The organism is Acinetobacter sp. CAU_H_29a_1, from assembly GCF_058599505.1.
In genome coordinates, this window is record NZ_CM178655.1 from 267,640 (window position 1) to 281,778 (window position 14,139).

Consider the following 14,139-nt stretch of genomic DNA (forward strand, 5'->3'; position numbering starts at 1 on the left):
GTAATGGCGAAGAAGAAAAGTAGTTCAGGTAAGTCAGTGTTTAACATGTTTAATCAAAATGGCCTGAAAGTGATTTTAGGATTGGTGGCAACGGGAAGTTTTGCGATTGCTTTTGGTCAAGAAAAAATTCAGCAATACGTGTCTTTAAGCCCAAGCTCAAATTCAGCCTGTTTAGAACAATTTTATAGGGAAATTCCGCCCTATTTACTCAAAGAAAGTTTAAGTAAACACAGCTATGCACTGTGCTTTAACGGCTTTAATGTGATGTATTCGGGCGTTTCGAAAACCCCCCTCTGGGTTGCAGAGGCTCTGACGCCGCAGCGCCTGAGCCAAAAAATTCCACGTGAAGATAGTTTTCACGAAGAAAATAATGTTGCAACTGAACATCGAGCGACATTGTCGGACTACCGTGGTTCAGGCTATGACCGTGGACATATGGCACCGAATGCTGATATGCCGAATAAAGCCGCACAATTCGACAGTTTTTCTTTGGCCAACATGGTGCCACAGGCTCCTAAAAATAATCAGCAAGTGTGGCGTGAATTGGAAGAAGCCACACGGGCGCTTGTGACCAAGCAAAAGCTAGATGTTTTTGTGGTGACTGGGCCAGTATTTCAGGGCAAAAAACTTAAGACCATTGGTCAGGGAGTGATTGTTCCGAGTGCGGTTTATAAAGCGGTCTATATGCCAAAAACGGGTGCAATCGGCGCTTATTACGCACCGAATGATAATTCACAGCAGGTAAGAATTGTCAGTGTCTGCTATTTGGAAGAGCAGTTGGGTGTGAATTTATTTCCGCAACTGACAGAAGAGCAAAAACGTAATACTTATAAACTACCGTTGACAGCAACGGCGGTAAAAGCCAATAGTGCAATTCAATACTCACATTGGGATGCGGAAAGTCAGTGCGCAGAAGAGGTTTCATCCGAGCAGCTCAAAGCCTTACAAAAAAACTTTAAATCGGGCTCTACTCAGTCGAGTAGTGGTAGCACAGTCACAAAAGGCACGGGTATTGATGCGGCGGATCAAGATGCGATTGTGAAACAATTGGTCGACGTCTTATTGCAATATATTTTGCAGCTGTTACGTTAAAGTTCTACGCAGTTGGATGTGTAGGCATTCGACTGCAGTGCCCGATGCCTGAAGAATAAAGAAGAGTAAAAATAAAATGTTTAAACCTTTTGTACATGGCAATGAGTCCCATGCCATCCATGATTTGACCCTTGAAAATGACACGGACTGCGTGAGTATTTATGGCAATTTACAACTCACCAAAGACCAAGCCGGTTTAGCTGCGGCCAAAGCATTGCAGGCGTATCTGAATGCGATTGTGCAACAGCTTGAAAGTGAAGCCCAGCTTCCTGAGAAAATTGAACATCTGCAGTCGGGTGAAATTGACAATCCGTTTTTATAACATAAGCCTATCTATGTTCCATGTGGAACAATAAGAAAAGCCCACAGATTGTGGGCTTTTTCTTTTAAGGGATAGAGAAAAAATTAATCCTCTTTTTCTAAAATTTTATAAATAATAGCGCCGATAATGGCACCGACAATCGGAGCAACCCAGAACAACCAGAGTTGGCTTAAAGCGGCTGTTTCAGCAAATATGGCAACACCTGTACTTCGTGCAGGGTTAACCGAGGTGTTGGTCACAGGAATACTGATCAGGTGAATCAAGGTCAAAGCTAAACCAATCGCAATCGGCGCGAAACCAGCAGGCGCACGCTTATCTGTGGCGCCCATAATCACGATCAAGAACATTGCAGTCAGTACAATTTCAATCATTAAAGCGGAGATTAAGGAGTATTTTCCTGGTGACAGTTCGGCATAACCATTGGTCGCAAAGCCGCCTGTACCAGCAAAACCGGCTTGGCCTTGGACAATCAGGTATAACACCCAAGCGGCTAAAACTGCACCGACCACTTGGGAGACCACATAGGGGATCAGATCTTTGGTATCAAAACGTCCACCGACCCATAAGCCGACACTGACCGCAGGGTTAAAGTGCCCGCCAGAGATATGTCCAAGTGCAAAGGCACCGGTTAAAACGGTTAAACCAAAGGCAAGTGCAACGCCAAGAAAGCCGATGCCCAACTCGGGAAAAGCTGCTGCAAAAATGGCACTGCCACAGCCTCCGAAGACCAACCAAAACGTTCCGATGAATTCAGCAAGATATTTATTCATAATGCACTTTTTGTAGTTATTGATGTTTTATTCGCGTAGAACTTTATATTTAATGAGAAATGCTCGTTTTTTAATCAATTTAACAAAAAAAGCATGACATCCTGATGACGTGGATCAAACAGATCCGATTTTAGTGAAAATGCTGGATACGCCACTGCTGAGGTGTGACTTGGGTCCAGTGTTTAAAGGCACGTTGAAAAGCACTTTGTTCAGAGTAACTTAGCAACAGTGCAATTTCCTGTAAGCTGAGGTGTGGATCTCTTAAGTATTGCTCCGCCAAAATACGTCGAACTTCTTGCATCCGCTGTTGGTAGGTCGTGCCTTGTTGTTGTAAGTAACGTTGCAGCTGTCGGACTGAAAAATTCAGTTGCCGTGCAATATGTTCAATTTGATATTGGTTTTTTTGTAACCCCGTTAAAATCGCATGCTGTAAGCGCTGGTCGATGTGAGTAGAGTTGGGAAGTTTTTCCAGTAAGGCTTCGGCTTGCTGTAAGAGCAGTTTTTGCAGGGTTTGATCACCTTGCTGAAAGGGCATGGATAATTCGCTGAGAGGAATCATCATCATCGGCCTGCTTTGAGAGAAGCGAACTTTACAATTAAAGTACTGCTCATACAGTGCCGTATTTTTCGGAGCAGTGTGAGTGAAATGAACCTCGCTGAGCTGGATGTCATCATGGGCGACAAAGTGTTTCATAAACTGAATGATCAGCGCCATTGCCACTTCATTGCTGAGTTGTGTGGTGAGTTCAATCGGCATCTCCACCCAACCAAAGCATAGATTTTCACCTTCAATTGCAACATATAGTGAACTGCCATCATAAATGAGGCGGTGAAAGTCATGATAACGGGTGAGCGCTTCGCCTAAATTTTCGCAGGACAGCGCAATATAGCCCAAAATGCCTAAATGCTTGGGCTGTACATACTTTGCAATATCAAGTCCGAGCGCAGGGATGTACAGATGGCTGTCAAGATCATTCAGTAACTCTAACCACAGGGCATAATCAAAACGTTCTAAGTTCTGTGCTTTTTCAAGCTGTTCAGAAATTGGATAGCCCACGGCTTGGCAATAGGCATAGAGTAAATGCCCCAGTCCACCGTAGACAGAACCTGTGTAGTCTTTGAAATGTTGCATTTATTGGCTCTATTGTTCTTGTCGTAATTTGTCAATGAATTTGAATGCTAGGGTCAATATTTAGCATAGTTTGCACATTATATTCAATCTGAATATAGGAGGAATTTGCCATGTGGAAGGGTTTTGTCGCAGGACTAGTAGTTGCCAATGCGTTTGAGTGGGTTGCACATAAATATATTTTGCATGGAACACACCGTGCTGGAAAGCCACGTTATAGCCCTGTGCCTGACAGCATGAAATCGCATTGGGAGCATCACCGAGAAGTGCGGAAAACCACGTTTCACGATCATGGTTATGTTGAAGGTTGGAGCAATTGGCGTACCAAAAATGAAATCGTATCACTCGCTGTCGTGGCGGGTGTGTTTGTGACGTTATTTTATCCTGTTTCCAAAGGCATGACGTTGTCTGTGTTGTACAGTGCAGGAAATTATTATTATATCCACCGCCGTGCGCACTTAGAGCCAGACTGGGCAATGCGTAAGATTCCTTGGCATTAGATCATCATATGAACTCCAATCAGGATGCCAACTGGTGTGTGACCAAACCGTGGTTTGATTATATTTTAGGAACGCGGGTCATTTCCTCGCTGGATTTGCAAGAGCAAAATCCGTTGGGTATTGCTTTACCCCAAGTGGTGTCGAATAAGCTCACCCAGTGGGTCAATCAGGTCTTCCCTGCAAAATGGGTTGAGGCACCAGAAGCGATAACACTGAATTCTGCGCAGACGACAGAAACAGTTGCAGGATAACTGAATAGATATTTTTGTCGTGATTTGTCAATAATATTGGTATGTATTGTCAATATTTCGTCATTTGAACATTCTATAGTAAAGCTGTTGATGAGGTGAAATCATCTCATGAGCACTAGTACGTCATTTTTCATTTTCCAGTTTAACAAGACAATGTTGTAGTTATTCTAGGTTTATAGGGAGTCGCAAGACTCCCTTTTTTTATCTCAAAAATTGAGAACATAAGTTCGGTCAAGATCCAGCGAGCATTCTAAGCTTTAACATCTACTACATAATAGAGGCACTGGCTGTGCAGAAGTACAGCGTAATTGAGCCTTTTAATTCGTCTGTTTTTTAAAGTCGGTTAAAATATAGCGATCCATTTCATCGGTGTAGTCCGGGGAAAACTGAAAGCAAACATGCTCGTTGATGTTTAAGGTTTTGAGATCAGGGAAGCTTTGTCTGGCACGCGGACTATTGCTAAATAAAAAAGCTTGTCGATCACTCTGAAAGTAAAACACTTTTTCAGTACTAATGTTGTGCCGTCGATAATGGGTGACCTCCGACCATTGTGTAAAAATACCACAAGCCCGAATTTGGTCAGGTGCAATCAGCGCTTTGTCATAATACTGTTTAAACTGGTATTTGCAGAAGCTGATATAGCTATACAGGCATAAACCGAGGAGTAACAGTACGGCCAGCATACCGAAAGGGCGGTCAGCATATTTCTTCATCAAAAGGATGAAAACAAAACAGATCAATAGACCACAAATAAATAAGATTAGTTCTAAGTGATACATTTTTTCTCATCTTTAAAATGATGAAAAGAGTACTCGAAAGTACTCTTTTCATAGGTTTTATGGTTATGGTCTGTTTATAGACGCATTTCAATACCTTGTTCCGCAAGGTATTTTTTCGCTTCAGGAATGGTGTGTTGTCCAAAGTGGAAAATCGAAGCAGCCAGTACAGAGTCTGCGCCACCTTTTAAAATACCATCGGCCAAGTGTTGTAAGTTACCGACACCGCCCGAAGCAATGGTTGGAATGGTGACGCGGTCATTGATTTGACGCATCAGCTCGAGGTCATAACCTGCTTTAGTACCATCGGCATCCATCGAAGTAATCAGCAGTTCGCCTGCACCAAAGTCGGCCATTTTCACGGACCATTCAATTGCATCAATACCCGTTGGTTTACGGCCGCCATGGGTAAAAATTTCCCATTTATTCTCGCCCGTTTTTTTTGCGTCAATGGCAACCACAATACATTGTGCGCCAAAGCGTTGCGATGCTTCTTGTACAAATTCTGGGTTAAACACCGCTGCTGAGTTAATGCTGACTTTGTCCGCGCCAGCATTGAGTAAGAGACGAATGTCTTCAACTTTGCGAACGCCACCACCGACCGTTAAGGGAACAAAAACCGTTTCAGCCATACGTTCAACCGTACGATAAGTCGTGTCACGACCATTCGAAGTTGCGGTAATGTCTAAGAAGGTAATTTCATCAGCACCTTGTTCGTTATATCGACGTGCTACTTCTACTGGGTCACCTGCATCACGAATATCAAGGAATTGAACACCTTTCACTACACGACCGTTGTCCACGTCGAGGCAAGGAATAATACGTTTAGCTAGCATAATTTTTTCCAAAAATAACAGCCGATTATGAAACTTCGCGACTTAGATGCTACACCTTAATAGTCGGAGCGGGTATTCTATCAAACTTATGTAAGTTTTTTTGCAGGTTTTATATGTCGGTTTATACCACTTTGACTTTACAGGAAGTTCAGGCGTTTGCAGCACCTTATGGACTTGAGGTAATCGATCTGATCCCAATTCAAGGCGGTATTCAAAATACGAACTATTTTATTGTGTGTGAAAATGCTGTGCAGTATGTATTGACTGTATTTGAAGAAATGGATGAACAGGGTGCAGGCGAGTTGGTTCCTGTGCTTGAGCATTTAGGTCAGGCTGGTTTAGCGGTTCCTGTACCTTTAAGTCATTCAGGCAAAGCCATTCATAGTTTAAAAGCTAAACCCGCACAAATTGCCCCACGGATGATGGGCAAACACCCCATGCCTGCGACCCTTGAGCAAGCCGAGGCGATTGCGGTTGCACAAGCACAAATGCACGTCGCACTGCAAGATTTTCCACTGGAGCGTGCAGAATACCGTGACCATGACTACTGGCTCGCTGTAGCGTTACAGATGAAACCAACTTTAAGTGAAGCGGATCAAGCGCTGCTGAGTAAGTTGTTGGGTTTATATGATGCATTATCGGCGGTTTATCCGAATCGTCCAAAGGGCTTTATCCACTCGGATTTATTCCGTGACAACACTTTGTTTGAGGGCAATCAGCTCAAAGGCATTTTAGATTTTTATGAACTGAATAAAGATGAGTTCTTGTTTGATATTGCGATTACACTGAATGACTTCTGTACCGAATATCCAAGTGTGCACTTAAATGAAGACAAGGCCATCGCATTCTTAAACGCCTATGAAAGTATTCGTCCTTTGACGACTGATGAAAAATCTTGCCTAGGGCTGTATCTGGCAATGGCTGCTGCACGTTTTTGGATGATGCGTTTACAAGTGGCACAAAAAAATGCTGAACAAGGCCGTACGGGGGATGATATTTTGCAGAAAAATCCTGCTGAAATGCGTAATATGGTGATTGACCGCCTAAAATTTGTAACTGCTTAAATAGGAAAGAAAAATGCGTGACCAAGGACGACTCGTTGAATGGTTCGATGAAAAAGGCTATGGCTTTATTCAGCCCAACGATGACAGTAAAGATCGCGTGTTTTTACATATCAAGGACTTTGCACGGCAAGGTCCTCGTCCTATTTTAGGCTGTGCGTTGGAATACAACGTGTTTGTGGATGCGCAAGGGCGTTATCGTGCACAGCAAGTCAGTTATTTAAAAGCATCACAAACCCAAAAGAGTCGTACCCAAAAGGTCTCACTGAAAAAGACCGAACAGGGTCAACGCTGGAGTCCAATGCAAATTGCGTCGGTGGCATACATCGTGTTTTTGGCACTATTGGTATTGCTGGGGCGTTTGAGTGGATTAGTGCTGCTGTTGATTAGTGTGATGAATGCGGCCAGTTATTGGTTCTATGCACAAGACAAAGAGGCTGCACAAAATGGGCAGCGCCGTGTACCTGAAAATACATTACATCTCCTTTCATTTTTAGGGGGATGGCCTGCAGCATGGTTAGCGCAGCAAAAGCTACGACATAAAACACAAAAACAACCGTTTAGAAAGATTTACTTTTGTACAATTCTATTCAATATTCTTTTAATTTTATGGCTTATTTCTCCTTTCAATAGTTTGCCTATTTAAAGTTCAAGCCCGCTTCCTGAGGGACAATATGAATTATTCAGTCGATCAAGATCCGAATCGTAGTCTGACTTTTATTCTTTATATTTTGTATATCGTTGCGATTTTTTCCGCAGGGATTCTAGCCATTATTGCTTTAGTGATTAATTATGTGAAGCGTGGCTCTGTGCGTGGTTCCATTTTTGAGAGCCATTTTACTTGGCAGATTCGCACCTTTTGGTGGTATTTGATTTGGAACGTGATTGCCTTTGTGCCATTTATTTTCTTATTCTTTACGGGTGAAAATGCCACCGCTTTCGCAGGTGTTGCACTCGGTGCTTCAACCTTCTGCGTGTCTGTGATTGGGTTGTCATGGGTGTGGATTGTATATCGTGCCATTAAAGGCATTATTCGTTTAAACGACAATCAACCGATGTATCAATAAAAATAGGTTAACCCGTATTCAACATCAGAACATTCCTTTTGGTCGTGCACTGGCGCCGTTGGTCATTCCAATAGCCAAAAGCATGTATGGAATTGGAGCAATGATTAATCCGGGCAAGATGGTGTCATTCTAACCACCTGACCATACTGCTGAATTGGGGGCTATTGATCACTCGATTCAGCAGTTTTTTCGTTTCGGAGATAGGCTAAAGTTGTTCGAGGTTCTTTTTCGATTTCAGCAGTTTCGGTTTCCATTCACTAATCATAATGCCAAACACCACCAAAAGTCCGCCCAACAAAGCCAGTGGTGCTAAGCGTTCTCCTGCAAGACGCCCAAACAGTGCTGCCCATACAGGCTCTCCTGCGTAAATAATCGCTGCTTGAGATGGATTGACTGAGCGCTGTGCCCAATTCATTACATATTGAATCACGGCACTGGCAAGACCCAAGCCGAGTGCGATACTCAGTAAAGGCCATGAAAAGTCTGGAATGCGGTGTTCACCTGCCAATGGCATGGCTGCAAAGGCGAGCACAGAGGCCACTGCCAGTTGAATGACCGTCACTCGACCAATGTCGACTGTTGGGGCAAAATAACCAATCAGGATAATTTCCATCGCTATAGCAATTGCACCGAGTAGGGTTAAGGTCTGGCCAAAGTTCAGTGAAATTGAATTCAGGCTATTGCCTGTAAGTAAGACTAAGCCCATGAACGCACAGAGCGCACCAATCCAAATCATAAAATGGGGCACTTTACGAAAGATTAACCATAATAGTACGGGTACTAGGGGTACATACAGTGCAGTTAAAAAGGCAGACTCACTGCTACTGACTGTTTGTAGTCCGACCGTTTGTGTGCCATAGCCAATAGTGACCATACAGCCAATGAGTGCACCTGCCCACAAGTCCTGTCGGGTAATATGTTTTAAATGTTGATAGGAAAATAAGCCAATAATTGTCGCGGCGCAGGCGAAACGACAGCCCACAAAGAACATGGGAGAGCTGAAATTTAAGGCGTATTTCACAGCTAAGAAGGTGCCGCCCCAAATAAAGGTAATTAAAATCAGTGCAATGACAGGCGCTTTAGAACCGAGCTGAGTATTCAACATAAAAGAACTGGTGTGCAATATATTGCACATAGCTTGTCATGCTTTGTTTTTGTGTGCAATATATTGCTCAATATTTTTTTGATTGAACTTTATGAAGTCTCCTGCGGTACTACAACACGTCAGTCAAAATGTGCGTCATTATCGAAGTTTAAAAGGCTTGAGCCAGCAACAACTGGCGGATTTGGCTGGTTTAAGCCGTCGTATGGTGGCTGGGGTTGAATCAGGGCAGGACAATATTAGTTTGGCGAAACTCAGCTTGATTGCCGATGTGCTTGAGGTCGATTTTGTACAGATCATTGCCGCGCCTGAACAGCAAGGGCAAGCGGTGGTCAACGTTCTGGCTTGGCAGGGTACACAAGCATACAGTGAAGCAAAATTAATGGCCTCGGCGGCAGCAACACAAAAAGTTGAATTGTGGACATGGGTACTGGCCCCAAATGAACACTATAGTGCAGAACCTGACCCAGAAGGTTGGCGTGAGATGCTCTATGTGATGGAGGGTGAGCTAACTTTAGATTTGGCAGGAGACATGAAAGTCTTGGGTGTAGGAGAGTCGATTGTTTTTTCGAGTGCCATCGAATACCAATATATCAACCGTGGAACTGTACCGTTAAAGTTTATTCGTAATGCGATTTATTAAATAAGATGCAGATCTTACACACTGATATTTAGCGCATAAAAAAGAGGTCAAAAGACCTCTTTTTAAAATTCTACAATTAGAGCGATTGTTCATCTAACAGCAATTGTGCTTCACGTAGGTTTAAACTGCCTTCGTAAATTGCACGACCGGTAATTGCACCCAAAATACCCGGTTGACCTTTAAGGTTACGTACGTCATCAAGGTTGGTCACACCACCTGATGCAATCACAGGTAGGCCAGAGTATTGTGCCAGTTGAACAGTTTGCTCAACGTTCACACCTTGCATCATCCCGTCACGAGCAATGTCGGTATAGACAATGCTCGATACGCCCGCATCGGCAAAACGTTTGGCCAAATCAGTTGCTTTCACATCCGTCACATTGGCCCAACCATCGGTGGCCACCATGCCATTCATGGCATCGATACCGACAATGATATGACCTGCAAATTTCTTACAAGCTTCTTCTACAAACTCAGGATCTTGAACTGCTTTGGTGCCAATAATGACAAAAGACACACCCGCTTCTAAGTAGTGTTCGATGGTTTCTAGTGAGCGAATACCGCCGCCGATTTGAATTGGCAGTTCAGGTTGTGCGCGAGCAATGGCTTCAACCACAGGTTTATGAATTGGCGTACCAGCGAAAGCACCATTTAAATCGACCAAATGTAAGCGACGCGCGCCTTCATTTACCCAGTGCTGTGCAGTTGCAACAGGATCATCAGAAAAAACCGTATCGTCTTCCATACGACCTTGTTTTAAACGAACACATTTGCCATCTTTCAGGTCAATTGCAGGGATGATCAGCATGCTTTCGCTCCTAGCCAAATCTTAAATAAAATCAATGTCCGTCATCTTAGCAAAGTATTGGCAATTTTCTAAGCATCTGTTACAGCTTTTCATGACGACAAGGTTTTGTTGTTTTCTCTAATTCTTTGGAAATATCTTTTGGGAGTCGCTCTAAACGCCGCAATTCTTCAAAAACCAACAGAGCGGCATAGGCATCGGCAGCGGCATAGTCAACTTGTTCAGGCGTGAGTATCTTCCTTGCCCAATTTGAAGTGCTGACTTTTTTGCTTTTGGGGAAGTTGAGTTGAAACAGCAGGGCCATGGCATTTTTAATGCCGACAGGGTTAGTCAAACCAAAGCTTGCAAAGCATTTTGACAGCTCAACCACACCCTTGAGCTCAAAACCTTTTTTACGGAACAGATGGGCATCATTTTTTAAACCAAAGCCCACTTTGAGTTGGGCGGGATTCGCCAAAAATGGCGCAAGGAAGTTCCAAATGGGTGGACTCATTTGAAACAAATAAGCATGCTCGACGCTGGCCAGTTGAATTAAATGCGGGCCTGTGGAGATTTCTCCCACTTGAAAGGTCGGTTTGGATTCGCTGTCAAAACCGAAGATGGAAACCTGTTCCAGTTCAGCGCGGATTGCTTCACACTGTTCTAAGTTTTGAATGACATGAACTGCTTGTTTTGGCAAATTTTGAAAACGAGGAAATTGTTGAATTTCGACTTTGCTGGGAAGGATGTGTTGAAAAGAAGAATCCATCATGCTTTGACTATGCCATTGTTGCTTAAGCCTAAAGCTTTTAGGTTGATTTAGCAAAACAGCCGACCTAGGCAGGCTGTTTTGCACAGGTGATTTTAGGACATAAAACCAGCCGCAATACCGCCGATAATCGCTAAAACGAAAATCAGGATGTAAATCCATGCCAAAACGGCTTCCCAGCCTGCGGTTGGGCGTGGTGAGCCATAGCTGTTGCTACGATTATCGCCTGGTGCGAAAATCAGGTAAAGCATTAGGATCACGTTGGCAAGAGGCACTAGCATCAACAGTGATAACCAGCCCGTATGGTTGCGGTCATGTAGGCGACGAATAGTAAATACAAAAGTGAAGTACATGAGCGCAACATAGATCAGGACGATAAAAATCATGCCGCCACCGAAGTTGCCTGTTTCCAAGTTCACGAAAGTATTAGGAAAGATGGCGATGAATATACCTAGAATAATTGACGCTACAATGGCAAGTAGACAGTTCCATGCAAGGTATGAAAAACGGCCGAAACGACCTGCGGCATTTAGCGCAGATTCTTGTGCATATTGAGTCATAGTGACTTACCTTATCGTTGTAAATTAAGTTTTTTATAAATAAAAATGTCTAAAAAGCAGGCAAATCATAATCAAATTTGGTGACAATGAAAAGGCATCATAGTCATCTTGAGTATACTAGTCTGCTGTAAAGCAAAGATTTTATATATTGAAAGGTACAGGAGTGAGGTAACACGCCTCATTTACTTAAGCTGTTTCTGATTTATTTTGAGCTTAGATGCATCAATTTTGGATAAACAAAAGCCCAACCGAAGTTGAGCTTTTCAATCAAACAGAGGCTGGAATAAATTAAATTTTCCATTCCACAAAGTTTTTCAGCAGTTGTAAACCTGCGGTATGACTTTTTTCAGGGTGGAACTGGGTCGCAAACAAATTTTCTTGATGGATGGCTGTGCAGAACTCTAAACCGTAGTCACAGGTCGCCGCCACAATGCCAGAGTTCTTCGGTTCAACATAAAAGCTGTGCACGAAGTAAAAACGTGCATCTTGCTCAATGTCTTTCCACATTGGATGACTCGGATCGGCTTGATGAACTTGGTTCCAACCCATATGGGGTACTTTCAAGCCGTCTACATCAGGAAAGCGTTTCACACTGCCTTCAAAAATACCGAGAGCATCGACTCCGCCATTTTCTTCAGAGCGTTGCATCAGCGCTTGCATACCCACACAAATCGCTAATACAGGCTTATTAAATGCCGCATGGCGAACGACTTCATCAATCCCTGCTTCATGCATGCCTTGCATACAGTCACGCATAGCACCTACGCCAGGGAATACAATTTTGTCAGCTTGAGCCACTAACTTGGGATCATTGGTCACATCGACCGTTGCACCAACATGCTCAAGCGCTTTTGCTGCTGAGTGTAGGTTACCCATACCATAGTCAAGAAGGGCAATACGGGTCATTACAAACTACCTTTGGTTGAAGCAATGGTGTTGGTTGCACGTGGGTCAATTTCACAGGCCATACGAAGTGCACGCGCAAATGCTTTGAACACACTTTCAATTTGGTGGTGGCTATTTTTCCCTTTCAGGTTGTCAATGTGTACTGTCATGAGTGCATGGTTCACAAAGCCTTGGAAAAACTCAGAGAATAGATCCACATCAAAACGACCAATCATGGCACGGGTAAATGGAATATCCATAAATAAACCTGGACGGCCAGATAAGTCCACCACAGCACGGCTTAAAGATTCATCTAACGGTGCATAAAAATGACCATAACGACGTAAACCTTTTTTGTCACCTAAAGCTTTAGCAAAAGCCTGTCCAAGCGTGATACCACAGTCTTCAACCGTGTGGTGATCATCAATTTCCAAGTCGCCATCACATTCAAGATCAATATCAAATAAGCCATGTCGCTTGATTTGATCAATCATATGATCTAAAAAGGGAATACCTGTGTTGAGCGTGCCTTGACCCGTACCATCGAGGTTTACACGAACTCGAATTTTGGTTTCGTTGGTATTTCTTACCACTTCACTGATACGTTCTGTCATAGACACGTTCCTCAAAGACGTCAAATAATTGATGTAAAATGTTTCGCCGTAACGAAGTCACCGCATATTAGATTGCTCAGGAGGGTTTATCAATGCCTATTACCGTACACGCTTATACTTCACTGGAAAAAGAAGAGTTGCGCAGCCAGCTAGAGCGACTGTACGACACTAGTCCTGAATTTGGCGATGGGCATGATGCCGTAGAACAACTTGAGCAAAATCTAGCTCAGTATACCTTACTTTACACCGCAGAATTTAATACTAAAGTCATTGGCGCCATTTGGTGTAGTGGGCAGGGTGAAAATAAAACCTTAGAATACATCGTAGTACATCCTGCAAACCGTGGACGAGGTGTTGCGGAGCGGCTGGTTGAAGAAGTCTGTCGTATGGAAGAAGCCAAAGGTGTCAAAGTGTTCGAGCCGGGCTGTGGTGCAATTCACCGTTGCTTAGAGCACATTGGTAAAATTTAAGCTTTTTTAAAGCAGTCTTTGGGCTGCTTTTTTCATGAATAACGATGGTGATGCGCTTTAATTTTAAAGAATGACTCAAAAAATGTACGAAGGGCGCTGGGTTTGCTGTAAAAGTAAACACTCAAATGATTTTTTTGAAAACGGACTTGACGCTGCTTCGCTTAAACTGTTTAATACGCGACATCGGCGTGATAGCTCAGTAGGTAGAGCAACGGATTGAAAATCCGTGTGTCCCCAGTTCGATCCTGGGTCTCGCCACCATATTCAAAATCTTATTTAAAAATTTCAATCCCTGATCCCATCAGGGATTTTTTTTGCCTGAAATTTATTCGATCAAATAAAAAAGTGATGATTTTTATTGACTATTCACCCGAGATACGGCTTAATACACGGCATCGGCGTGATAGCTCAGTAGGTAGAGCAACGGATTGAAAATCCGTGTGTCCCCAGTTCGATCCTGGGTCTCGCCACCATATTCAAAAAAGCCTCAAACAATGTTTGGGGCTTT

Annotated in this window: 17 protein-coding genes, 2 tRNA genes and 2 pseudogenes; 11 read left to right on the forward strand and 10 right to left on the reverse strand. The window is 43.3% G+C overall.

The annotated features are described in order from the left end of the window. The first annotated feature begins 3 nt into the window (after window positions 1-3). Together AC4MDD_RS01225 and AC4MDD_RS01230 are read left to right on the forward strand one after the other, a co-directional pair. Window positions 4-1,092 (forward strand): DNA/RNA non-specific endonuclease, encoded by a 1,089-nt coding sequence (locus AC4MDD_RS01225; protein ID WP_286405516.1) that lies wholly within the window; start codon window positions 4-6, stop codon window positions 1,090-1,092. A 76-nt stretch (window positions 1,093-1,168) separates the two neighbouring features. Beyond that, the gene (locus AC4MDD_RS01230; protein WP_062032074.1) at window positions 1,169-1,414 is read left to right on the forward strand and encodes a hypothetical protein; all 246 of its coding nucleotides are present in this window, start codon (window positions 1,169-1,171) and stop codon (window positions 1,412-1,414) included. Between the two features lie 83 nt (window positions 1,415-1,497). Here the strand turns inward: AC4MDD_RS01230 and aqpZ are convergent, their stop codons facing one another. Together aqpZ and AC4MDD_RS01240 are read right to left on the reverse strand one after the other, a co-directional pair. After that, window positions 1,498-2,184: an aquaporin Z gene (aqpZ, locus tag AC4MDD_RS01235; protein WP_087011827.1), complete on the reverse strand. Its 687-nt coding sequence runs from the start codon at window positions 2,182-2,184 to the stop codon at window positions 1,498-1,500. 130 nt (window positions 2,185-2,314) lie between these two features. Next, window positions 2,315-3,316 carry an AraC family transcriptional regulator ligand-binding domain-containing protein gene (locus AC4MDD_RS01240; protein ID WP_491882204.1) on the reverse strand — a complete coding sequence of 334 codons (1,002 nt, stop codon included), beginning with the start codon at window positions 3,314-3,316 and terminating at the stop codon, window positions 2,315-2,317. Window positions 3,317-3,426: 110 nt separating this feature from the next. Between AC4MDD_RS01240 and AC4MDD_RS01245 the strand changes: the two are divergent. Then, window positions 3,427-4,064: pseudogene (locus tag AC4MDD_RS01245) on the forward strand (hypothetical protein). A 317-nt stretch (window positions 4,065-4,381) separates the two neighbouring features. Here the strand turns inward: AC4MDD_RS01245 and AC4MDD_RS01250 are convergent. Next, window positions 4,382-4,777 carry a hypothetical protein gene (locus tag AC4MDD_RS01250; protein WP_228256463.1) on the reverse strand — a complete coding sequence of 132 codons (396 nt, stop codon included), beginning with the start codon at window positions 4,775-4,777 and terminating at the stop codon, window positions 4,382-4,384. 140 nt (window positions 4,778-4,917) lie between these two features. Then, window positions 4,918-5,676, reverse strand: a complete 759-nt coding sequence (gene hisF / locus AC4MDD_RS01255) for an imidazole glycerol phosphate synthase subunit HisF (protein WP_491882205.1) — start codon at window positions 5,674-5,676, stop codon at window positions 4,918-4,920. Window positions 5,677-5,789: 113 nt separating this feature from the next. On the opposite strand from hisF, the gene AC4MDD_RS01260 reads away from it, so the two are divergent. The 4 genes and pseudogenes from AC4MDD_RS01260 to AC4MDD_RS01275 form a co-directional block, all read left to right on the forward strand. Next, window positions 5,790-6,740, forward strand: a complete 951-nt coding sequence (locus tag AC4MDD_RS01260; RefSeq protein WP_348923832.1) for a homoserine kinase — start codon at window positions 5,790-5,792, stop codon at window positions 6,738-6,740. Window positions 6,741-6,753: 13 nt separating this feature from the next. Beyond that, window positions 6,754-7,383: a DUF1294 domain-containing protein gene (locus AC4MDD_RS01265; RefSeq protein WP_348923831.1), complete on the forward strand. Its 630-nt coding sequence runs from the start codon at window positions 6,754-6,756 to the stop codon at window positions 7,381-7,383. A gap of 28 nt (window positions 7,384-7,411) precedes the next feature. Next, on the forward strand, window positions 7,412-7,804 hold the full coding sequence (locus AC4MDD_RS01270) for a DUF4870 family protein (protein WP_004691561.1): 393 nt from the start codon (window positions 7,412-7,414) through the stop codon (window positions 7,802-7,804). 7 nt (window positions 7,805-7,811) lie between these two features. Continuing rightward, a pseudogene (locus tag AC4MDD_RS01275) lies at window positions 7,812-7,937 on the forward strand (hypothetical protein); the annotation flags it as partial. Window positions 7,938-8,009: 72 nt separating this feature from the next. Here the strand turns inward: AC4MDD_RS01275 and AC4MDD_RS01280 are convergent. Beyond that, complete coding sequence (locus AC4MDD_RS01280; protein WP_234304405.1) at window positions 8,010-8,909, reverse strand: DMT family transporter; 900 nt, start codon at window positions 8,907-8,909, stop codon at window positions 8,010-8,012. Window positions 8,910-9,000: 91 nt separating this feature from the next. Between AC4MDD_RS01280 and AC4MDD_RS01285 the strand changes: the two genes are divergently transcribed. Continuing rightward, the gene (locus AC4MDD_RS01285; protein WP_491882206.1) at window positions 9,001-9,549 is read left to right on the forward strand and encodes a helix-turn-helix domain-containing protein; all 549 of its coding nucleotides are present in this window, start codon (window positions 9,001-9,003) and stop codon (window positions 9,547-9,549) included. Window positions 9,550-9,625: 76 nt separating this feature from the next. Here the strand turns inward: AC4MDD_RS01285 and hisA are convergent, their stop codons facing one another. The 5 genes from hisA to hisB form a co-directional block, all read right to left on the reverse strand. Then, window positions 9,626-10,357 carry a 1-(5-phosphoribosyl)-5-[(5-phosphoribosylamino)methylideneamino]imidazole-4-carboxamide isomerase gene (gene hisA / locus AC4MDD_RS01290; protein ID WP_004691558.1) on the reverse strand — a complete coding sequence of 244 codons (732 nt, stop codon included), beginning with the start codon at window positions 10,355-10,357 and terminating at the stop codon, window positions 9,626-9,628. Between the two features lie 79 nt (window positions 10,358-10,436). Continuing rightward, on the reverse strand, window positions 10,437-11,102 hold the full coding sequence (locus tag AC4MDD_RS01295) for a 3'-5' exonuclease (RefSeq protein ID WP_491882589.1): 666 nt from the start codon (window positions 11,100-11,102) through the stop codon (window positions 10,437-10,439). 95 nt (window positions 11,103-11,197) lie between these two features. After that, window positions 11,198-11,662: a DUF805 domain-containing protein gene (locus AC4MDD_RS01300; RefSeq protein ID WP_348923827.1), complete on the reverse strand. Its 465-nt coding sequence runs from the start codon at window positions 11,660-11,662 to the stop codon at window positions 11,198-11,200. A 288-nt stretch (window positions 11,663-11,950) separates the two neighbouring features. Continuing rightward, window positions 11,951-12,568, reverse strand: a complete 618-nt coding sequence (gene hisH, locus AC4MDD_RS01305; protein WP_004691555.1) for an imidazole glycerol phosphate synthase subunit HisH — start codon at window positions 12,566-12,568, stop codon at window positions 11,951-11,953. Further along, window positions 12,568-13,161 (reverse strand): imidazoleglycerol-phosphate dehydratase HisB, encoded by a 594-nt coding sequence (hisB, locus tag AC4MDD_RS01310; protein WP_491882207.1) that lies wholly within the window; start codon window positions 13,159-13,161, stop codon window positions 12,568-12,570. The genes hisH and hisB overlap by 1 nt, the downstream gene beginning before the upstream one ends. A 92-nt stretch (window positions 13,162-13,253) precedes the next feature. Here hisB and AC4MDD_RS01315 point away from each other — a divergent pair, with 92 nt between their 5' ends. The 3 genes from AC4MDD_RS01315 (at window position 13,254) to AC4MDD_RS01325 (ending at window position 14,104) form a co-directional block, all read left to right on the forward strand. Next, window positions 13,254-13,631 carry a GNAT family N-acetyltransferase gene (locus tag AC4MDD_RS01315; protein WP_004691552.1) on the forward strand — a complete coding sequence of 126 codons (378 nt, stop codon included), beginning with the start codon at window positions 13,254-13,256 and terminating at the stop codon, window positions 13,629-13,631. Between the two features lie 185 nt (window positions 13,632-13,816). Further along, window positions 13,817-13,892, forward strand: a tRNA-Phe gene (locus tag AC4MDD_RS01320). Window positions 13,893-14,028: 136 nt separating this feature from the next. Beyond that, a tRNA-Phe gene (locus tag AC4MDD_RS01325) sits at window positions 14,029-14,104 on the forward strand. Window positions 14,105-14,139 lie beyond the last annotated feature (35 nt).